The 21,736-nt window shown below is 66.5% G+C and carries 15 protein-coding genes; 6 read left to right on the top strand and 9 right to left on the bottom strand.

Annotated elements, in window-relative coordinates; genetic code table 11:
* The first annotated feature begins 55 nt into the window (after positions 1 to 55).
* Positions 56 to 310 (top strand): ParD-like family protein, encoded by a 255-nt coding sequence (locus PMO31116_RS02390; protein ID WP_023874549.1) that lies wholly within the window; start codon positions 56 to 58, stop codon positions 308 to 310.
* The gene (gene map, locus PMO31116_RS02385; RefSeq protein ID WP_174970758.1) at positions 310 to 1,167 is read left to right on the top strand and encodes a type I methionyl aminopeptidase; all 858 of its coding nucleotides are present in this window, start codon (positions 310 to 312) and stop codon (positions 1,165 to 1,167) included. The genes PMO31116_RS02390 and map overlap by 1 nt, the downstream gene beginning before the upstream one ends.
* A 52-nt stretch (positions 1,168 to 1,219) precedes the next feature.
* Here the strand turns inward: map and PMO31116_RS02380 are convergent, their stop codons facing one another.
* The 7 genes from PMO31116_RS02380 to PMO31116_RS02350 form a co-directional block, all read right to left on the bottom strand.
* Positions 1,220 to 2,047: a hypothetical protein gene (locus PMO31116_RS02380; RefSeq protein WP_150565284.1), complete on the bottom strand. Its 828-nt coding sequence runs from the start codon at positions 2,045 to 2,047 to the stop codon at positions 1,220 to 1,222.
* Positions 2,048 to 2,370: 323 nt separating this feature from the next.
* Positions 2,371 to 3,483 (bottom strand): HPP family protein, encoded by a 1,113-nt coding sequence (locus tag PMO31116_RS02375; RefSeq protein WP_343038589.1) that lies wholly within the window; start codon positions 3,481 to 3,483, stop codon positions 2,371 to 2,373.
* 531 nt (positions 3,484 to 4,014) lie between these two features.
* Positions 4,015 to 4,464, bottom strand: a complete 450-nt coding sequence (locus PMO31116_RS02370) for an RcnB family protein (RefSeq protein WP_150565282.1) — start codon at positions 4,462 to 4,464, stop codon at positions 4,015 to 4,017.
* Between the two features lie 464 nt (positions 4,465 to 4,928).
* Positions 4,929 to 6,497: an efflux transporter outer membrane subunit gene (locus PMO31116_RS02365; RefSeq protein ID WP_150565281.1), complete on the bottom strand. Its 1,569-nt coding sequence runs from the start codon at positions 6,495 to 6,497 to the stop codon at positions 4,929 to 4,931.
* Positions 6,498 to 6,509: 12 nt separating this feature from the next.
* Positions 6,510 to 9,695: an efflux RND transporter permease subunit gene (locus PMO31116_RS02360; RefSeq protein WP_150565280.1), complete on the bottom strand. Its 3,186-nt coding sequence runs from the start codon at positions 9,693 to 9,695 to the stop codon at positions 6,510 to 6,512.
* A gap of 38 nt (positions 9,696 to 9,733) precedes the next feature.
* A complete protein-coding gene (locus tag PMO31116_RS02355) occupies positions 9,734 to 10,999 on the bottom strand; it encodes an efflux RND transporter periplasmic adaptor subunit (RefSeq protein WP_150565279.1) in 1,266 nt (421 codons plus the stop codon).
* A gap of 28 nt (positions 11,000 to 11,027) precedes the next feature.
* Positions 11,028 to 11,957, bottom strand: coding sequence for an alpha/beta hydrolase (locus PMO31116_RS02350; protein WP_150565278.1), 930 nt, complete (start codon positions 11,955 to 11,957; stop codon positions 11,028 to 11,030).
* A gap of 239 nt (positions 11,958 to 12,196) precedes the next feature.
* Between PMO31116_RS02350 and PMO31116_RS02345 the strand changes: the two genes are divergently transcribed.
* From PMO31116_RS02345 to PMO31116_RS02330, 4 genes are all read left to right on the top strand, one after another.
* Positions 12,197 to 13,222, top strand: a complete 1,026-nt coding sequence (locus PMO31116_RS02345) for a LysR family transcriptional regulator (protein ID WP_150565277.1) — start codon at positions 12,197 to 12,199, stop codon at positions 13,220 to 13,222.
* Positions 13,223 to 13,275: 53 nt separating this feature from the next.
* Positions 13,276 to 13,755 (top strand): GNAT family N-acetyltransferase, encoded by a 480-nt coding sequence (locus tag PMO31116_RS02340; protein WP_150565276.1) that lies wholly within the window; start codon positions 13,276 to 13,278, stop codon positions 13,753 to 13,755.
* Between the two features lie 366 nt (positions 13,756 to 14,121).
* Positions 14,122 to 14,757 carry a hypothetical protein gene (locus PMO31116_RS02335; protein WP_150565275.1) on the top strand — a complete coding sequence of 212 codons (636 nt, stop codon included), beginning with the start codon at positions 14,122 to 14,124 and terminating at the stop codon, positions 14,755 to 14,757.
* On the top strand, positions 14,744 to 16,195 hold the full coding sequence (locus PMO31116_RS02330) for a hypothetical protein (RefSeq protein ID WP_150565274.1): 1,452 nt from the start codon (positions 14,744 to 14,746) through the stop codon (positions 16,193 to 16,195). The genes PMO31116_RS02335 and PMO31116_RS02330 overlap by 14 nt, the downstream gene beginning before the upstream one ends.
* A gap of 69 nt (positions 16,196 to 16,264) precedes the next feature.
* On the opposite strand, the gene cphA (PMO31116_RS02325) is transcribed toward PMO31116_RS02330, so the two are convergent.
* Together cphA (PMO31116_RS02325) and cphA (PMO31116_RS02320) are read right to left on the bottom strand one after the other, a co-directional pair.
* Positions 16,265 to 18,844, bottom strand: coding sequence for a cyanophycin synthetase (cphA, locus tag PMO31116_RS02325; protein ID WP_150565273.1), 2,580 nt, complete (start codon positions 18,842 to 18,844; stop codon positions 16,265 to 16,267).
* A gap of 168 nt (positions 18,845 to 19,012) precedes the next feature.
* Positions 19,013 to 21,646, bottom strand: a complete 2,634-nt coding sequence (gene cphA, locus PMO31116_RS02320) for a cyanophycin synthetase (protein WP_150565272.1) — start codon at positions 21,644 to 21,646, stop codon at positions 19,013 to 19,015.
* Positions 21,647 to 21,736: the final 90 nt, after the last annotated feature.

The following is a 21,736-nucleotide window of genomic DNA, read 5'->3' as shown; positions in this document are numbered from 1 at the left end:
GATCAAACTGCTAATATACGTTCCGTAGCTATTTCGTATATATGGAGCCCGCCACATGGGTATCGTGAAGATTTCGGAGCAAATGCACGAGGCGCTGCGCAACACCAGCGGCGCGCTGAGTCGCTCCATCAACGCGCAGGCCGAGCACTGGCTGCGCGTGGGCATGCTCGCCGAGCTCAACCCGACGTTGAGCTATGGCGAAATCTGCCGCCGTCTCATCGAATCCGATGGCGCCACGGTCAGCGAGACCGCGGCAGCCGTTCCTCCCGCAACCGGTGCACCCGTCACCGCATTGAACAAGGTGGCCTAATGGTGCGCGAACGCGTTGTCATCCGCTCGAAAGAAGAAATCGCGCTGTCGCGCCACGCGGGGGAGTTGGCCGCACAGGTGCTCGCAATGATCGGCGAGTACGTCAGGCCTGGCGTCACCACCGACGAACTCGACCGGATCTGCCACGACTTCATCGTCAATGACCTCAAGGCGATTCCGGCCAACATCGGCTACCACGGGTACCCGAAGACAGTCTGCGCGTCGGTGAACCACGTCGTGTGCCACGGCATTCCCGGCGACAAGAAGCTGCATGACGGCGACATCGTGAACATCGACGTCGCGCTGATCAAGGACGGTTGGTTTGGCGATACCAGTCGCATGTACTATGCGGGCAAGCCTAGCATTCTCGCCAAACGCCTGGTCGACACGACCTACGAGGCGATGCTCGCCGGCATTCGTGCCGTACGCCCCGGTGCCACGCTGGGCGACGTGGGCTACGCCATCCAGTCGGTGGCGCATCGCGAGGGTTTCAGTGTTGTGCGCGCCTACTGCGGACACGGCATCGGCACCACGTATCACGATGATCCGCAAGTGCTGCACTACGGTCGTCCGAGCACCGGTCTCACGCTGCGCCCGGGCATGATCTTCACGATCGAGCCGATGATCAACGCCGGCAAGCCCGACACGCGACAACTCGCTGACGGTTGGACGGTCGTCACGCGCGATCGCTCGCTGTCCGCTCAATGGGAACACATGGTCGCTGTGACGGAAACGGGATTCCAGGTGCTAACGCAGTGGCCCGATGGCCTCGGCGAGTTCGCCCGGTATGGGGCGGTCGACGGCAGCATCGCTGTCACCGCGACCACGGCCGGCATCGCGAACGTCAACGCTGCCTGAGCGGCGGACGAATCGAAACGCCCCCCCGACCCCGAGCCGCGAAGTCCGCGCCTCAGACGTCGTCCGGGGCGTCTTCCAGCGTGAGCAGGCGATCGGCAAAGCGCCGGTAAATCCAGGCCGAAACGCTCGACGCGAGTGCCACCCAGGCAATGGAAATCACGGTCTGTAGGACCAGCGTGCCAAGCACCACCGTCGTGGCGCCAGGCAAGTAATGCAGCGCGGCCGCGAAGAGCATCGTCAGCACCAGACCCGCAACAATCAGCGGCAGGATGGTGGCCAACGTTGTCCCGAACATCACCCAGAAGTGCCCGCGAGAATCCTGCCATGCCGCCTGCCACCGCTTGCTGCGTCCCGCTGCGATTTGCGGGTAGATAAGCGACACGCGTACCAGCACATACATCAGTGCGCAGAACAGGAGCGCGAGCAGCGTGCCGATGATGGCGAAGGAATTGCCGTGCCCCGACAGGCGCAGCGCCAATGCCAGGCCGAAGGCGATCACGAACCATACGATGGCGAGCCCAACGACAATCTGGATCGACGCCCACAGATAACGCCAAAGATCGCGCCCGTACCACGATGTCTGCCGCGAGGCCTGCGCCCCAAGCACCGTGTATCGCATGACGTGAATGGCAAGCACGCAGAAGGCGACGAGATTGACGATCACCACGCCGAACGACATGAGGGCGATGCGCACCCGATAGGCGAGTGGTTCGCCGTTTTGGGCGGCTTGCATGGTTAGCTCCTTGAGCGAAATGCTCAGCGCCGAGGTCACCAGAATCACCACCGCGATACTCAGGCACAGCACGGGACGATTGCGCAGCGCACGGAGGCCGTCGCGCCATGCCCCCGTAAAACACTGCTTGAACGTGATCGGTTCCATGTTTCTCCCTGAGCGAATTTTGCTTCGGTCATCGAAGCTGTCTGGCGCCGGTGTGGCGCGCCGCCGCCATTCTTGCAGATCGGCCAGGGGCTGACAATTGCGCTGCGCTGGCCGACGTCGCCGGCAAACGCGGAGGGCGAAGGGGCGGCGACGGGACGTGCGGGAAGTGCGCGACGCGGGGAACGCATGGGGGGCGAAGAGAGCGGGGAAAGCGGGGAGAAGGTAGCACGCGAGGAAGGGGCGAGCGCCCGCGAACGCGTCAGGGGGGCGACGCTCGCGATGCGGAAGTCGCGTCGCGAGCGTGCAAGGAATTCAAGCGGAATTCAAGCGGCCATGAACTTGCGTAGCACTTCGGCATGGGTGACGACGCCCACCAGCCGGGCGGCGTCGTCGAGGACCGGTAGCGTGCCGTGCCGCTGCGTCATGAGCAGCGGCACCAGCTCCGAAATCGGCATGCCGGTCGTGGCGGTTTGCAGATTGCCTTGCATGAGGTCACGCACCGCAGGCCGCTGCCGCCCACCGATCGACACGCCGAATCGCGGCCAGTGCTGACGGCGGGCGCGCCGCGTGTGCAGGTCGTGACGCGTCACAAGTCCGATCACGCGATCTCCATCGACGACCGGCAATGCGTCCAGTCCATGCCGTTGCAACAGGCGCCAGGCGGCTGGCGCTTCGTCGTGCGGTTGGACCTTTGCCAGTGGGGGCCCCATGACGTCGGCGGCCGTCAATTCGCGGGCCCGGCGCGCGAACGCCTCCCGCTGGGTATCGCGCAGCAGGCTGGCCAGATCGTCGGCGGAGATGTCGAGCAATTCGCTGCGACGCGCCAGTGCTTTTTCCGCATCGGCCGTGGTCACGGGGATTGCCTGCGCGTTGACCGGCCGGGCCGGGGCCTGTGCGCGCATGGCGTGCGGATAACGATGGCCCGTCAGCGCGTGATACCCGATCGCGGCGCCGAGCAGCACGACCGACTGCACCGCAATGGGCTCCAGTACGAAACCGTAGCCGAGTGCATGAACGGCCGGCCCACCCAGCACGGCAGTCAGCGCCACGGCACCCGAAGGCGGATGCACGCAGCGGAACGTGAACATCAAGGCGATGGCTACGCCAACGGCCGTCGCGGCCGCGACGACCGGCGACGCAATGTACGTTGCGCAGGTCACCCCGACAACGGCCGCCACCAAATTGCCACCGAGAATCGACCAGGGTTGGGCGAGGGGACTGGCTGGCACACCAAACAACAGCACAGCCGACGCCCCCATCGGAGCCACCAGCCAGGGAATGTACCCCTGCGGGCCAAGCATCCAGAGCATGAGGCCGCCGGTCACGCCGATGCCGCACAGCGCTCCGAACCCCGCACGCAATCGCTCGCGCCAGTGCACGGCGACCACGGCAGGGAGGAAGCCCACGGCCCAGTCGCGCAAATCACGTCGTGTCATTGCCATTTCGTCCCTCTCCACGCGCACCGGTTTGGAGCGTCTGCTTGATATTTTGTGCATGATATATCGTATATCGATGAATTGGGAGGGCATGAGCGCGTGATTTTAATGCTGCGGCGCAGCGAAATCTCGACCTCGGTCTGCGCGCGGGTCGGGCGATGCACCAAATCAAGGAAAACGAGACGAGGCGGGGCGGCGGACCGGAAAATCGGCGAGAACCTTGCTAGCGCGGGAGGGGGACGTCCGCGACGCGGCGCGCCGCAGAGTGACGTCTGGCAAACCGGCGAGACGAGGAGACGACGGGCCTTCGCGACGCCCGCGAAGGGTAAATGCGGTCAGTGCATCGACGGTTCCGCCCGGCACAGTTCAAGCGGCCTCTGGGAGACGCGTTCATCAGCACCGATCGGCTTCAGTCTGGCGAGGCAATGGGGACTGGCGGCGCTCGCGAACGATGGAAGCGGGGGCACCGCAGCGACGGCGCCACCCGGCGAAGGCCATGCGGCTCCCGGGTGGGGCGTCGGGTAGCGCCGGTCAGCGACCGTTGCCGAGGACGATCTGCGAGATCACGCCCGTGGTGATTGCGACGAGAAGGAAGTCACCGCCAACGCCGACCCAGTGATAGCCGCGCGGCGGCGGGTTCAGGCGGTACTGGCGATAGTCGTCGACCACGTACTGCCGGTCGCGATATTGCTGTGGCACGCGATCGCCGCGGCGCCAGTTGGGGTGCTGCCATGAGTCCTGGTCCGGCGCCGGACCCGGCTGTGCGCGCGGTGGCGGGCCGCCGTGAGGTCCATTCATATGTCCTTTCTGAGGGCCATGCCCCGGAGGACCGCCGTGCGGACCGCCAGGACGCTGCCCCGGAGGACCGCCGCGATCGCCCGGCCCCCCCTTGGGCGGCGGGCCGCCTTGCGCGAGGGCAAGGGTGGAGGAAACCGCCAGACCGGCGGCGAGGCAAAGTGACACCATCTTGCGCATCTTCATTGTTTGCACTCCTTATCGTACGGCCGAAGGGCCTGACGCGGGGGAAGCATCCGAGATGACTAGCCAGCGACGATCGTCGCATTCTCGCGCTTCGTCGTCCACACGACGCGCGGCGGAAGCGAAAATCGTGCAACCATCCTACCATTGCCGAGCGAAAAAAGGCCCGGACCTGCCGAATGTCGTGCGACGTCAGGCAGTGCCGGGCAAGCAGGGACGCGGGGAAGAAACGCTTTCCAGAACCTTTCCGACGCTTACGAGATACCGTCGGGCGGGTGCATCGGAACCGGCGGCGCCATGGGCGCACATCGGGGGCGGGTCAGTGCGCCACTCGCCTTGGGGGACACGAGCGCGTCCGCCGGTTCGATGCATCCGTTTGACGTGGGGGCGCACGGCCGTGCGTCCCCACTTCGACGCGAAGCCCGTTGCAGAGCGTCGCGCCGTCCTGCCAGACTCGATTCAGCGAATTAGCGCGCTGCCACGGTTGCGCCCGAGGTGGGCGCCTCGGCCGTCGGCGTTGCTTGCGTCGTCGGCTTGGCCGGCGCGTTGGCGTCGGTGGTATCGCCCCAGCCGCCACCAAGCGCGCGAATGAGATTCACGGTCGACACTGCCTGCGCGCCGGCCAACTGCACCGCGCTGCGCTGCGATTGCAGCACGGTCCGCTCGGCGTCGATGACGTCGAGATAGGCGATCGAGCCTTCCTGATATTGCACACGCGAGAGTTGCGCCGCGCGGTTCGATGCCTTGACCGCGTCGTCCTGGGCGCGGGTCTGCTGCGCGAGCAGACGCAGGTTCGACAGGTTGTCTTCGACCTCCTGGAACGCCACGAGAACCTGCTGACGATAATTGGCGACGTCCTCTTCGTATTTCGCGCGGGCGCGCGACAGATTGCCGCTGCGCGCGCCGCCATCGAAGATCGGCATGGAGAGCAGGCCACCCACGACCGGGCCGAGCAGGAACGTACGGCTCGACCAGTTGAACAGGTCGCCCAGCGTGGCCGCTTCGAACCCGCCGGAACCGGTGAGCGAGAGCGACGGGAAGAACGCGGCCTTCGCCACGCCGATACGCGCGTTGGCCGCGGCCATGGCCCGCTCGGCTGCGGCGATGTCCGGGCGTCGTTCGAGCAGCGCGGAGGGCAGTCCCGCCGGAATCTGCACGGTGACGGGCACGAGCGGCGACGGCGCGAAGGTGAATTCCGCTGGCGTCTTGCCCAGGAGAATCGCCAGGCTGTGCTCGGACGCCGCACGCAAGCGCGCCACCGCCAGCGCATCGGACTGCGCCGTGGCAAGCTCCGCCTTCGCACGCGCCACGTCGAGCTCGCCGATGTCGCCCTCGGTGAAGCGTCGCTGCACCAGTTTGAGCGCTTCCTCGCGCAGCTTCACGGTCTGTGTGTACAGCGCCTGCTCGGCGTCGAGTTCGCGCAGGCTGAAGTAGTTCTGCGCAACGTCGGCCTGCAAGGCGAGTTGCACCGAGCGGTACAGCGCTTCGCTTTGTTCCGCGTCGGCACGGGCCGCAGCCACGTTGTCCGACACGCGACCGAAAAGGTCGACTTCGTAGCCGACGCTCGCTTGCGCGCGCCACAGCGTAAATGGTGCGATGTTCGTGCCGTCCGGCTGCATCTGCGAGGCGGGCGAAATCTTCTGGCGCGTCGGCCCGAACCCTGCATCGAGTGTGGGGAACAGGGCGGCGCGTGCCTGCCGCTGCACGCCGCGCGCTTCCTGCACGCGGGCGGCGGCTGCCTTCAGATTCTGGTTGGCCACGAGCGCGTCCTGCTCGAGCTTGTCGAGCGTGGCGTCGCCGAATACTTTCCACCATTCGCCGCGAGCCATCGCCTCGGCGGGCTCGGCGGTTTTCCACGTGCCGGCCTCGCCCGCCGGCAGCGTGACGGGCGAGGCCTCCTTGAATGCCGTGGGCGTCCCCTTGTCGGTCACCGACGGTACCTCATACGTGGGGGCCATCGAGCAGCCCGCCACCACCAGCAAGGCGGCGAGCAGCGTCGAGACGCCCAGACTTCGTTTGATCCATTGCGATTGCATGATTGGCATCCTTCAGACTTCGGCCTTGACGTTGTTGGGCATGGTCGATGCGTGGGCGCTGTGCAGCGGCTTCTTGCCCGCCAGCGTGCGCAGCAGCACGTAGAACACCGGCGTCAGGATCAGGCCGAAACCGGTCACGCCGATCATGCCGAAGAACACGGCCACACCCATGGCATGACGCATTTCCGAACCGGCGCCGGTCGACATCACCAGCGGCACCACACCCATGATGAACGCGATGGACGTCATCAGAATCGGGCGCAGACGCAGGCGGCTGGCCTCGATGGCCGCGGCCACGGCCGTGCGACCCTGCATTTCCAGCTCCCGGGCGAATTCCACGATCAGGATTGCGTTCTTCGCGGACAACCCCACCAGCACCATCAAACCGATTTGCGTGAAGATGTTGTTGTCCCCCCGCGTGAGCCACACCCCGAACAGCGCCGACATGATGCTCATCGGCACGATCATGATCACGGCCAGCGGCAGCGTCAGGCTCTCGTACTGCGCGGCGAGCACCAGGAACACCAGCAGCACGGAGATCGGGAATACCCAAAGCGCCGAGTCGCCCGCCAGAATCTGCTGATACGTCAGGTCCGTCCATTCGAACTTCACGCCGCGCGGCAGCGTCTCGGCGGCAATGCGCTCGACGGCCGCCTGCGCCTGACCCGACGAATAGCCCGGTGCCGGGCCGCCGTTGATGTCGGCGGCGGTGTATCCGTTGTAACGCACCACCATTTCCGGACCGTAGGTCGGCGTGACCTTCACCAGCGAGGAGAGCGGCACCATGTCACCACTGCTGTTGCGTGTCTTGAGCAGCCCGATGTCCTCGGCATGGGCGCGGAACGGCGCATCGGCCTGCACGCGGACCTGGTACACCCGGCCAAACTTGTTGAAGTCGTTCACGTACAGCGAGCCGAGATAGATCTGCATGGTGTCGAACACGTCGGTGATCGGTACGCCGAGCTGCTTGGCCTTGACGCGGTCGAGGTCCACGTTCAGCTGCGGCACGTTGATCTGATACGACGAGAACGTCGGGCCCAGTTCCTTCGTCTGCGACGCCTTCTTGATGAACGCCTGCGTCGCATTGTTGAGCGCCTCGTAACCCAGCGCGCCGCGGTCTTCGATCTGCAGCTTGAAGCCGCCGAGCGTGCCCAGACCCATCACCGGCGGGGGCGGGAACACGGCAATGAACGAATCCTTGTTCTTCGAATACTCGGCGTTGAGCTTCGCGGCGATGGCGGCAGCCGACATCGACTTGTCCTTGCGCTCGGCAAAGGGCTTGAGCGTGATGAAGGCGATACCTGCCGACGACGAGTTGGTGAAGCCGTTGACCGACAGGCCCGGGAATGCCACGGAGCTCTTCACGCCGGGGATCTTCAGCGCAATGTCGGTCATGTCGCGGATCACCTTCTCGGTGCGATCGAGCGATGCGCCGTTGGGCAACTGCGCGAACGCCACCAGGTACTCCTTGTCCTGCGCGGGCACGAATCCGCCCGGCACCACCTTGCCCAGCAGGATCGTCGCGCCGATGAGCACGGCGAAGATCGCCATCATGAGCGCCTTGCGACCGATCACGCGCGTCACGCCCTGGCCGTACTTTTCCGAGCCGCGATGGAATACACGGTTGAACGCCCGGAAGAAGCCGCCGAGATAGCGATTCATCTGGCGGGTGAGCCAATCGGGTTCGGCGTGATGGTCCTTGAGCAGCAGGGCAGCCATGGCCGGCGAGAGCGTGAGCGAATTGAACGCCGAAATCACCGTCGAGATGGCGATGGTCATCGCGAACTGCTTGTAGAACTGCCCCGTGAGGCCCGACATGAACGCGAGCGGCACGAATACGGCCACGAGCGTGAGCGCGATCGCGATGATCGGGCCGCTCACTTCGCGCATGGCCTGGTACGTCGCCTCCTTCGGCGAGAGCCCGGCCGCGATGTTGCGCTCCACGTTCTCGACGACCACGATGGCGTCGTCGACCACGATCCCGATGGCGAGCACCATCCCGAACAACGACAACGCATTGATCGAGTAGCCAAATCCGAGCAGCAGCGCGAAGGTGCCCACGATCGACACCGGTACGGCAAGCAGCGGAATGATCGATGCACGCCACGTCTGCAGGAAGACGATCACCACGATCACCACGAGGGCGATGGCTTCGAGCAGCGTGTGAATCACGGCCTTGATCGATGAGCGCACGAACTGCGTCGGGTCGTACTCGATGCGGTACTCGACGCCCGGCGGCATGTCTTTTTGCAGGTCGGCCATCGCCGCGCGAACCTCGTCGGAGATTTGCAGCGAGTTCGCCCCCGGCGACTGGTTGATACCGAGACCCACGGCCGGCTTGTTGTCGAGCAACGAGCGCAGGCTGTAGGACGACGCGTCGAGTTGCACGCGCGCCACGTCGCCCAGATGCGTGACCGCACCGTCCGGCGAGGTCTTCAGGATGATGTCGCGGAACTCCTCTTCCGTGTTCAGGCGACCGCGCGCATTCACGTTCAGCTGCAGCGGCGTGTTCGGGCCGGCCGGCGTCGCGCCGATCACCCCGGCCGCGACCTGTACGTTCTGCTCGCGAATGGCCTTGACGACGTCGGACGCCGTGAGGCCGCGCTGCGCGACCTTGGCCGGATCGAGCCACACGCGCATCGAGTAATCGCCCGCGCCCCACAACTGAACTTCACCCACGCCCTGAATGCGCGAGAGCCGATCCTTGACGTTGATCAGCGCGTAGTTGCGCAGGTACGTCATGTCGTAGCGATTGTTCGGCGAAATCAGGTGCACCACCATCGTGAGTGTCGGCGACGACTTGATGGTCGTGACCCCGAGGCGTTGCACGTCGTCCGGCAGGCGCGGCAACGCTTGCGCCACACGGTTCTGCACGAGCTGCTGCGCTTTGTCGGGGTCGGTGCCCAGACGGAAGGTCACGGTCGTGGTGAGGTTGCCGTCGCTATTCGCCTGCGACTGCATGTACAACATGTTTTCCACGCCGTTGATCTGCTCTTCGAGCGGCGATGCAACGGTTTCGGCGATGACTTTCGGGTTCGCGCCGGGGTACTGGGCGTGCACGACGACCGACGGCGGGACCACTTCCGGGTACTCCGAAATCGGCAACTGGAACACGGCGATCAGGCCGGCCAGCAGCGTGACGACCGAAAGAACCCCCGCGAAGATGGGCCGGTCGATAAAGAATTTTGAGATGTTCATGACGAAACTCTGGGGTGTCGTTCAGGGCGTCGCATCGATTACGAGCGCGACGCCGTTGCCGCGGTGGCCGTGGCCGCCTGGGCAGGTTTGACCGGCTTGGCCGCCGGTGCCGGCGGTGCAGCGTCCGCCACGGCAATGTCGTGACCGTCGCCGGTGTCGCCGGCCATCTTCACGGTCTTTGGCGTCACCGGGTCGCCGGGACGCACGCGCTGCAGACCGTTGACCACGATGCGCTCGCCTTCCTTCAGGCCGCCGGCGATTTCCACCAGCCCCCCATGGCGCTCGCCAAGCTGGACTTCGCGGTACTGCACCTTGTTGGCCGGATCGACCACGAGCACGAACTTCTTGCTCTGGTCGGTGCCGATGGCGGCCTCGTCCACGAGCAGGGCGGGGTGCGGCTCGCCGCCGCCAACCCGAATACGCGCGTACAGCCCCGGCACGAGTGCGCCGTCGGCGTTGTCGAAGCGCGCGCGCACGCGGATGGTTCCGGACGTGGTGTCGAAGCGGTTGTCCACCGAATACACGGTGCCCTTGCGCGAATAGCCCGATTCGTTGGCCAGGCCCAGATCCACTGGAACACCGCTCTTTCCGGTATCCCGCGCGAGGTAGCGCAGATACGTTTGTTCGTCCACATCGAACGCGGCGTACATCGGCGAGACCGAGACGACCGTGGTCAGCGCGGGCGACTGGGCACCGGCCGAGACCGTGTTGCCAACGGTGATTTCCGCGCGCGACACGCGTCCGGCCACCGGCGCCACGATTTGCGTGTAGCCGAGATTGATGCGCGCCGTCTCGAGCGCCGCACGCGCAGCCTTCACGTTGGCCGCCGCTTCGCGTGCGGCGTTTTCCTTCTGATCGAAGTCCTTCTTCGCGATGGCGTTGTCGGCGATCAGGCGCTGCGCGCGCGCGAGGTCGGTGCTGGTAAAGACCTCACGCGCCTGCGCCGACGCGAGTTGTGCGGCCGCGCGGTCGACTTCCGCCGCATACGGGCGCGGGTCGATCGTGAAGAGCGGGTCGCCCTTTTTCACGAGTTGCCCGTCCTTGAAGTGCACGGCGGTGATGGTGCCCGACACGAGCGGCTTGATGTCGACGCGGTCCACGGCGTCGAGCCTGCCCGAGTAGCTTTGCCAGTCCGTCACGGTGCGCGAGATGACGTTGGCCACATCGACCTCCACGGTCGGCATGACCTGCGCGGCGGGGGGCGTGCTGGCGTCGACGCGCACGACGGTCAACGTGCCGATGGCCACGAGCGCGGCGGTCGCGGCGGCGGCAATGAGTACGGGTTTGCGAGCGAGGGTAGTCATTATTGGATATCTCCGGGATCGGATGGACTCACTGGGTGGGGCCGGCGGCGGGCGGCGCCAGCCGGCGTGTCAGGAACGCGGCCACCTCCCGCAGTGCGGCGGGAAGCGCGGCCAGACCGTGATGGGAGGCGCTGCGATGGCGCGTGACCTGCGTCGGCACGCCCGCGGCGATGAGTTCGGCGGCGTACTTTTCAGCTTCGACGTGAAGCAGGTCGTGTTCCGCGGACGCGATCAGCGTGGCCGGCAAACCGGCCAGCCGCCGAGATTCGAGCGGCGCGGCGTAGGGATGCAGGCGCTGCGTCGCATGCGGCAGATACTTGCGGTAGCACTGCGCGCACTCGCTCGCTTCGATGTCGCTGGGCGTGCGGCCGTCGGCCAGGCGCGTCATGCTCGGATCGAGCAGCGGGGCGAGCAGCGCTTGCGCCGAGATGAGGATCTCGCCGCGATCCCGGGCGATCATCGTGAGCGCGGTGGCGATGTTCCCGCCGGCATCGTGACCGGCGACCGCCAGGCGGCGCGGGCTGGCGCCGTACCGGCGGGCATGGCGTTGCAGCCAAAGCGCGGCGTTCCAGGCGTCTTCCGGCGCGGCCGGGAACGGATGCTCGGGCGCGAGCGAGTAGCCGACCGAGACGATGAGCGCCGGCACGTGCGTGGCGAGATATCGCGCCGCTGCGTCGCCGTCGTCGAGCGAACCGGCGCAGAAGCCGCCGCCGTGGAAGTACAGGACCGCGGGCAGATGCGCTTCGAGCGGCACGACCACGCCCGGTTGTCCCGCATGCGCGTGGGCCGCGCGCACCGATGCGGACGGCCCCGTCGGACGGTACAGCCGCAACGTGACCGGACCGACGTGGCCGGCGATGTTCACTTCCTCGATACGCAGCCCGTCGTCGTTGCCGGGGCGACCGGTATCCGTCGTCGCTCCCTTGCTTCCCGATTGCGGCTTGGCGTTGCTGGACATATGGCTTTGGGTTCGCGCGAGCGATACCCCTCTGATGACATTCGATGGAACGAAGTCTAGAGGCCACGGACATCCGGATAAACGCCTATAATTTGGCAACACTGTTCGGCCAGCTCGACTAATCGACCTGAGCCTTACGGGCATTGGCTTATGCCGTCGACCAATAAGCTCAGGGGGTCGGCGTTGCCGCGACATTCGCGGATCGGTCAGTGCAACCGCGTTTTCATTGGGGAAATATCATGGATCGCTTGCAAGCGATGCAGGTCTTCACGCGAGTGGTCGAGGCGAACAGCTTTTCGCGCGCGGCCGACAATCTCGGGTTGCCACGCACCTCGGTGACCACGATCATCCAGAACCTCGAGTCGCATCTGGGTACGCGCCTGTTGCAGCGCACGACCCGACGGCTCAATCTAACGCCCGACGGCGCTGCGTATTACGAGCGATGCCTGCGCATTCTCGCGGACATCGAAGAGACGGAATCGTCGTTTCGCGAGAGCAGCCAGCGCGTGCGCGGCAAACTGCGCATCGACATGCCGGGCTCGCTCGGCAAGCTGGTGGTGCTGCCGTCGCTATGCGAATTTCACGACCGTTACCCGGAAATCGAGCTCATGGTCGGCATGGGCGACAAGCCTGTCGACCTGATCCAGGAAGGCGTCGATTGCGTGCTGCGTGTGGGCACCTTGCAGGATTCGAGCCTCGTGGCGCGCCGTGTCGGGCTGTTCCAGAGCCTGACGTGCGCGTCGCCCGCGTATCTCGAGCGCATGGGCATGCCGCATACGCTGGAGGATCTGCAGCGGCACACCGCGGTGCATTACTTCTCGAGCCGTACGGGCCGCGTGATCGACGAGCAGTTCCTCGTCGACGGCAAGGAGGTCGAAATCCACATGCAGGGCTCGGTTGCCGTGAACGACGCCGAGGCCTATCTCCAACTTGGGCTGGCGGGCTTCGGCACGGTGCAGCTGGCGCGCTTCATGGCGCTGCCGTACCTCCAGTCGGGGCAACTGGTCGAGATCCTGCATCAGTGGAAGCCGCCGCCCATGCCGATTTCCGCCGTCTACCCCCATAACCGCCATCTGTCGCCAAAGGTGCGCGTATTTGTCGACTTCATCGCCGAACTCTTCGAGCGATGCCCGTTGTTGCAGGGGCTCGACGAGACGGCGGGGCAGTGCAAGCCCACGGTCGCGGCGGCCGACGCGGACGGCAAGGCCAACGATCGCTGGACGGCTTACGGTACCGAGATGGCGCCGCAGGAGGTTGTGGTTTGACTCGGCAGGGGGCGGCGCGGGTTCGGCTCGCGACGCCGGAGGATGCGCCTGCGATGGCGGCCGTCGAGCGCAGCGCGGCGGCCCGCTTTCGATCGTTGCCCGAGCTGGCCTGGCTGGCCGATGGCGAGCCGATCTCGGCAGCGGACCAGCTTGCGTGGATTGCCGGTGGCACCGCGTGGGTCGCGACCGACGCCGACGATGCCCCGGTCGGATTGCTCGACGCCGAAGCCTTCGGCAGTGCGCTCCATGTCTGGGAGCTGTCGGTGCATCGGTCGTGGCAGGGCAGGGGGATCGGGCGCGCGCTGCTCGACGCGGCGATCGGGCACGCGCGCGACGCCGGATTTCGTGCCGTGACCCTGACCACGTTCCGGGACGTCGCGTGGAACGCGCCGTTCTACGCCCGTGCAGGCTTCGAGACTATCGACGAGCACGCCCTGTGCGCGCGTTTGCGCGCGGTACTGGAACGCGAGCGCGTTGCAGGACTCCCACCCGCACGGCGCTGCGCCATGCGGCGCTCACTGATCGCCGGATAGGCCGCTCGCGCTTCCTGCTGAACGGCCGCCTTCGCCGCATTTCCTGGCGCTCCACCTGCCCCCACCGCTCCCGCGTTTCCCGCCTTTTCGCTGTTGGCTCGCGTCACTTTTTGCGGCATGCGGCCCGTCACGTGTGGGCGATTCGTGCATGCCGCGACAGAGTCGCAATGCGACACTAAGTCCCTCTTTTCCAAAACACCGGGGGACGCCATGCGGGGTGCCGCCGCAACCGTCGCATCACATCATTGGCCATGTGCCGACATAGCGCCCGCGTCGTCGCGGCCCGGGCTCGCGGCGCGTGTCAACGCACTCGATATCGCGCTAGGCCGGATCGAACCGGCCGACGCCGTCGCGCGGGACAGGGCGATGCACGCGTTTCTCGCGAGCGGCCGGAACACGTGCGACGCGCCGTGGCTCACGCAATTCAGCACGACGGAACACGACAGCCAGTCGCTGGCGAAGGCGTTGCACGTTTGTCACGTGGCCGCGCAGCCCCATGGACTGGCGTTCGTGCGGGACACCTTTGGCCAGGCCCGCGTCGACGCCTGTGTGGGCGAAGTGCTGTCGCAACTGCATGCCGACGCGCGAGGCGCATTGTTCCTTTGGCGGCCGCGTCCGGGGACCGATGCCGATTTGCCGCGCGTGCTGCCGTCGGGTGTGGTTACGCTCGCCGTGCCGGGAACGCCGGGCTGTCGCGTGCCGTTGGTGGCGCAGTGCATGCGGGACGCGCGCCTCGACCTGACGCCGGACGAGATGGCGCAGTTGCTCACCACGCCATGCGTTCCTCATGGCGGGGGCACCGTGATGTACGCCCTGACGCAGGCGGTTCTGGACGAAGACGGCAAGGCCGCGGTGGCCGGCCTCGTGGACCTCGTGCAGGCGTTCGACGGCAGTCTTCCGTGTGCGCTGCACGACCTCGAGTCGCGCGGGCTGTTAAGGGAGTTGCGATGTCTCGCATTCAATACGCAGTCGACCAAGGAGAGCCTGCATGGTGGTCAATGAGGTAACCAAGCTACCGGCCAGTCCGTACGTCAACAAGCATTTCGACGAGTCCGGGATCGAGGACATCCGGCGCAGCATCGCCGCGTTCGACGCCGAAATGCGTCCCGAGCGCGGCGCACTCGAGGGCCAACGGCAGGTCATCGGGCAGTTTCGCGACGCAATGACGCAAACTTCGTCGGTCGGTCGATTCCGGCAGCTTTTCGGGATGAGCGGGAGTCAATGGCGTCGCAGCGATGCCGTGACCTGTCACATTGCGTCGTATTACGTCGGACTGCGCGTCGAGCTCGCACGCATCGGGCAACCGGCCTTCGATGATGCCTGCCGCCGGCAACTGCACTCGCTCACGCCCGAGGCACGAACGGAAATGCTCGCCCACCCGATGCTGGGCGACCTCGGCGCGATTGTGCTCACCACGCCCGGCGTCGGATTGCGCTGTCCGCTCACGACGGCGGGCATGGGCGACGCCGGCATCCATCTCACGCAGGCCGAGGCGGTATCGCTGCTCGGCGCGTCAGTGCGGCCCGACGAATCCCGCACCATCCTGCAGGCACTGAGTGAGCTGACGCTGAGCGACCTGTCCATGAATGCCACCTACGCGCTGCTGAATCTCGCACTCGACGCCGACGGTAAGGTGCCCGAGTCGCTCGACGGCAACGCGTTTCGAAAGCTGTTCTGTGACCTGTTCGATGCGCTCTGGCGCGACAAGCATGCCGAGAGTGCGACGCTTGCCGCATCGAACTTCTTTGCGCAGGAGGGCGACAACCTTCGGCTCGGGCATATCGACTGGGTATCCGCCAAAGCGGCGGACGCGCAGGTACAGCGGGTGCGCGGCATGTCGCTGCTTTGCCTGGGCGGCGAGCGCTCGCGCGTGCGGCAGGAGTTGCGCCTGGCGAGCGCGTTGCACGCGGAACTGGCCGCGGGACGGTATGAGGGGGTGAGGCGTTACGACATCGCGGCGACGACTTATCTGGCGGCGGCGTCGAAGCACGAGGCGCTGAGCCATCTCGATGCCGCTGCGTTCGCGTACGGCTTCGCGGCGAAGAATTTTGCGCGTTGCCCGGGCAAGGCGGCGAGCATGCGTGCGGCACTGGAGCAAGCCGTTCAGTGTCATGGCAAGGGCAGCGCGACGTCCGCCGCGCACCTCGTCGTCGAGTGCGCCGATATTTACGCGGTGCGCGGCGCCAGCGAGGAGGCGGTCGCCCTGTACGAGGAGGCGGCGAAACAATTCATCCGGCTGGGAAATCGGGATGAGGCGCAGCGCAATACCGCGCGGGCGAAGGATCACAGGATCCACGTCGATATTCGCGTCATCAACCATGTGCTGGACAGCCGGCGCGTCATGGCGCATCGCCTGCGCGGGACGGGGATGGAGACCGTGGCGGCAATGCGGCCCGACGAGCGCGCGCCAGATGCACCGGATCCGGTGGCGCCGACCTGAGTCGGGGATGCCCGCGACACCCGATAGGGTGTCGTTGGGCGCCGGGCGCGCCCAACGACACGGCAACGCTCAGTGCGCCGCCGCCTCGGCGACGCGTTGGCCGATGTGCGCGAGTGCCTCGTCGACCTGGTCGATGAGAATCAGGCACAGGTCGCCCGGTTGCAGACGCCCCAGTGCCGTATCGATGGCGAGAAACTCGCCATGGATCTCGTCGACGTGGCTGGCGCGGCGTGCCCCGGCGAGCCCCTCGCGCAGAAGCCTGAGCACTTCGCCGTCCTCGCGGCCGCGCTGGCACTGATCCTGGTAGAGCAACACGTCGTCGAAGGCGTCGCCGAGGATTTCGGTCTGGCGGCGGATGTCTTCGTCACGACGGTCGCCCGCGCCCGAAATCACCACTGAACGGCGACGCGCCGGCATCGTCTCGACGGCCTGCGTGAGCGCGGCGATCGCGTCGGGATTGTGACCGTAGTCGGCAATGACCGTTGCGCCCTTGTAGTCGAACACGTTGAAGCGACCCGGGGCGGTGCCCGCATCGTTGACGAACGTGGCCAGACCGGCGCGGATCGTCGTCGCATCGATGTGCAGCGCCCAGGCCGCGCCGATCGCCGCCATCGCATTTTCGACCTGGAAGCCGATGGCGCCGCCGCGCGTGAGCGGGATCGCCGACAGGGCGTAGCGCGTCTGCTCGGCGCCGTGGGCCGTGACGATGCTGTCACCGTCGACATACACCACCCGTTTGCCTTTGGCGCGATGCGTAGCCAGGACCGGGTGCGTGGCATCCGTTGCGAAGTACGTCACGTCGCCCGGGCAGGCGTCGGCCATGCGCGCCACCATCGGATCGGCGGCATTGAGCACGGCCATGCCGCTCGGGGACACATTGCGCACGATCACGCTCTTGAGCACGGCGAGGTCTTCGACCGTATTGATGTACGACAGGCCCAGATGGTCGCCCATGCCGATATTGGTCACCACGGCCACGTCACAGCGGTCGTAGGCCAGACCCTCGCGCAGCAGGCCGCCGCGCGCGGTTTCGAACACGGCCGCATCCACATCCGGGTGCATCAGCACATTGCGCGCGCTGCGCGGGCCACTGCAATCGCCCGTGTCGATACGCTGGCCGCTGATGTAGATACCGTCGGTGCCGGTCATGCCCACGCGCAGTCCCTGCTGGGCGATCAGGTGAGCGATCAGGCGCACCGTCGTGGTCTTGCCGTTCGTGCCCGACACGGCCACGAGCGGAATGCGTCCGTCGTCGCCGTCTTGGAACATCGTGGAGACGATCGCTTCGCCCACTGCGCGACCCTTGCCGTACGACGGCTGGAGGTGCATGCGCAGTCCCGGCGCGGCATTGACTTCCACAATGCCGCCGGCCTGCTCCTCGAAGGGCTTGGTCACGGTTTCGCACACGGCGTCGACCCCGGCGATGTCGAGCCCAACCTGCAGCGCCGCGGCCACCGCGCGCGCGGCGATTTCCGGATGGACGTCGTCGGTCACGTCGGTGGCGGTGCCGCCGGTCGACAGGTTGGCGTTATTGCGCAGCACGACACGCGCGCCGGCCTCCGGCACGGAGTCCGCGCTCAGCCCCTGCTTGGCCAGTGTGGCGAGGGCGATATCGTCGAAGCGAATCTTGGTCAGCGACGTGGCATGCCCTTCGCCCCGGCGCGGGTCGGCGTTCACCGCGTCGACGAGCTGACGCACGGTGTGTACGCCGTCGCCGGTCACTTGCGGCGGGTCGCGACGCGCCGCGGCCACCAGCTTGTTGCCGATCACGAGCAGGCGGAAATCGTGGCCCGGGATGTAGCGCTCGATGATCACGTCGCGGCAGATGTCCTGCGCGACCTCGAAGGCCTTTTCGATCTCCTCGCGCGTGCGCAGGCGCACGGCCACGCCCTTGCCCTGGTTGCCGTCGCGCGGTTTGACGACGACGGGCGCATCGATTTCCTGCACCAGCTTCCACGCCGCTTCGATGTCGCGCACGGTACCGCCAAGCGGCACTGGCACGCCGGCCGCGTGCAGCAGCGTCTTGGTCAGGTCCTTGTCCTGGGCGATCGACTCGGCCACCGCTGACGTCCGGTCGGTTTCTGCGGCCTGAATGCGGCGCTGCTTGCTGCCCCAGCCGAACTGCACCATCGAGCCTTCGGTCAGGCGGCGATAGGGAATGCCCCGGGCGACGGCGGCGTACACGATCGAGCCGGTCGACGGGCCGAGACGCACGTCTTCGTCGAGATCGCGCAGGCGGTACAGGGCGTCGGGCAGATCGAACGGCGTGTCTTCGAGTGCGGCGTGGATAAGTTGCTGCGCCAGATCGAATGCGAGGCGACCGACAGGCTCCTCGCTGTACTGCACCACCACCTGAAACGTGCCGGGCTCGATGGTTTGCGTCGTCTGGCTGAACGTGACCGGACAGCCGGCGGCGGCTTGCAGGTGCAGCGCCGTGGTGGCGAGCGCGTCGGCGAGCGACACCGGACGCTCCTCGGCGTCCGGCGTGAGCGCGGGCAGCTCGGGGAAGCGGGCGCGCAGGCGGGCCTCGAAACCGGCCAGATTGCCGATCGAGTATTCCAGATCGGTGCAGGTCACGATCGCCTCGATGGCGGTGTGACGGCTCCAGAGGTTCGGACCGCGCAGCGCGCGGATACGGGAGACTTCCATAAATTGCAATCCCTGTCTGTCCACTTCGCGTCCCTGTATACCGGTTGGTTGGCGAGAAAAAACGACTGTGGCTTGGGTGTTCGGTAACAAACTAACAGGCGCCTCGGAGACGGCGGCGCGGGACGCGCCCGCGAACCGCCGCTCAGGCGCGGCAACGACTCGGGGGCTTCAGGCGGCCATGGCCCGCATCGGTTGACCCATCCACAGATGCACGAGATCGAGCATCGCGGCAGCACCGCCTTCGTCGGCCTGCAGCAAAAGCAAATCGCCGCTCGCCAGTTCGGCCAGCGCCGCTTCGGCCGCCGTGCGGCGGGTGCCGGCGTCGACCACTTGCACCTTGCGCTCCACCGCTTCGATGCCGGCGCGAAGCTGGGCGCGCGATTGCGCCAGCCCATGCTTGCGGGAAACGCTCAAGTCGTCGCACAGCACTACGCGCTCGAAGGTCTGGCCGAGCAGGCGGCCTTCGGCTTGCAGGTCTTCGTCCATGCGGTCCAGACCCGGGCCGTAGACTGCGATGCGGCGCTCGGCGGGCAGGGTGGCCAGGGCGTCGGCCAGTGCCTTGAGCGCCGGCGCGTTGTGTGCGTCGTCTACCACGACCGTGGCGCCCTGCTTCTCGAATAACGTAAAGCGGCCCGGTGCATCGACCTGGCCGACGTCGAACGTCGTCACACCGGCGCGCAGCACTTCGAGCGCCACGCCCATCGACCAGGCGGCAGCCACTGCGGCGAGCACGTTCTCGACCTGGAAACCGACCCGGCCGGCATACGTCAGCGGCATGTTCGCCGTGGCGCCCACGCCGACTTCCTCCGTTCCCGTCGCGAGCACCACCTGGCCATCACGCACGAACACGGTGCGCTTGCCGGCGGCACGGTGCTCGGCGATGGCCGGCAGATGCTCGTCAAGCCCGAAAAAGATCACATCGCCGTCGCACAGTTCGGCCATTTCCACGACCAGCGGATCGCGGGCATTGAGCACGGCCACGCCGTCGGGCAGCACGACATCGACCTGGGTGCGCATTACGCTGAACATTCGGTCGACGTCTTCGACGAAATACTGACCCAGATGGTCGGGGCGGTCGATGTTCGTCACGATGCCGACCTGGCAGCGGTCGTAGGCGAGGCCTTCCGAGAGAATGGCGGTGTTGTCGTTCTCGAAGACGGCAGCGGTCACGCTGGCGTTCATCAGCACGCGATTCGCGGCGTCCCAGTTGGCGCGGTCGCCACTCTGGACAAGGCGCTTGTCGAGGAACAGGCCGTCGCTGCATGCCAGACCGGTGTGCTCGCCCGCCAGTTGCAGCAGGTGCGTGAGCAGACGGGCCGTCACGGTCTTGCCGTTGGTGCCCGTAATGCCGACGACCGGAATGCGGCCGCTGTCGCCGTCGGGGAAGAGGTGGTCGACGATGGCGCGGCCCACGGGGCGCGGCGAACCGTCGGCCGGCTTCAGATGCATGAGCAGGCCCGGCCCGGCGTTGACTTCGACGATGGCGCCGCGCTGCTCGGCGAGCGGGCGGGAGATGTCTTCGGCCACCAGGTCGACGCCGGCGATGTCCAGCCCGACGACACGTGCGGCGAGCGAGGCGTGCGCGGCCACGCTCGGATGCACGCGGTCGGTGACATCGAACGCAACGTTGCCGTTGCGCTGGATCAGCACGTTCCTGCCCTCGGGCGGCACCGAGTCGGCGTCGAAGCCCTGACGCCGGAGTTCGAGCCGCGCGGACGAATCGATGCGCACGCGATTGAGCGGCTGGTCCTCGGCGCTGCCGCGACGCGGATCACTGTTGATCTGGCGCTCGATGAGTTCCAGGATGGTGTGCTGGCCGTCGCCGACGACCGACGCCGTTTCGCCCATGGCAGCCGCCACGACGCGTCCGCCCACCACCAGCAGGCGGTGCTCGAGACCCGGCACGAAGCGCTCGACGATGACGCCGTTGCCTTCTTCGAGTGCCACCTCGAACGCTGTGGTGACCTCTTCTCGCGTGGTGAGATTGATGAACACGCCGCGACCGTGGTTGCCATCGTAAGGCTTCACGACGACCGGCAGGCCGATGTCTTCGGCCGCTTCCCACGCGTCGTCGGCGCTGTCGACGAGCCGGCCTTCCGGCACGGGCACGCCGCACGATTCGAGCAGTTGCTTGGTGAGGTCCTTGTCGCGCGAGATGCTCTCGGCGATGGCCGGGGTGCGGTCGGTCTCGGCCGTCCAGATGCGGCGCGCGGCGGCGCCGTAGCCCAGTTGCACGAGATTGCCGTCCGACAGTCGCAGATGCGGAATGTCGCGGTCGTCGGCCGCATCGACGATGCACGCCGTGCTCGGGCCAAGGCAGTGCTTGTCGACCAGGCCGCGCAGGTGCTCCACGGCGGCCTCCACGTCGTAGGGGCGGTCCTCGATCGCCGCCATGACGAGGTCGCGCGCCGAGAACAGCGCCGCGCGGGTCACATCTTCATGCCAGGCGCGAACGATGACCTTGTAGACGCCCCGGATCGGTGTCTCGCGTGCCTTGCCGAAGCCGCCGGGCATGCCGGCGAGGTTCTGGAGTTCGAGCGTGACGTGTTCGAGGATATGGCCCGGCCAGGTGCCTTCGCGCAGGCGCTGAAGAAACCCGCCGCGCTCGCCAATGCTGCAACGATGCTCGATGAGCGTGGGCAGCCACTCGGAGAGCCGCTCGGGGAACCCCGGGATCTTGTTGGACGGGAAGTCCTCGAGTTCGCCGATATCGACCCATGCCTCAAGCACCGGCCGATATGTCCACATATTCGGGCCGCGCAGCGACAGGACATCGAAAATCTCAATGTCTTTCTTTTTCATCTAAGGCTAATTACGCGTGAGGGCGGGTTTGGGAGAGGTCGGCAAGGCCGGTTTCAGACGGCACGGCCAGTCGCGCTCTTACAGTTAACT

The sequence above is a fragment of the Pandoraea morbifera genome, assembly GCF_902459575.1.
In the GTDB taxonomy this organism is placed as follows: Bacteria; Pseudomonadota; Gammaproteobacteria; order Burkholderiales; family Burkholderiaceae; genus Pandoraea; species Pandoraea morbifera.
This window is presented reverse-complemented; position numbering and strand designations above follow the sequence as displayed.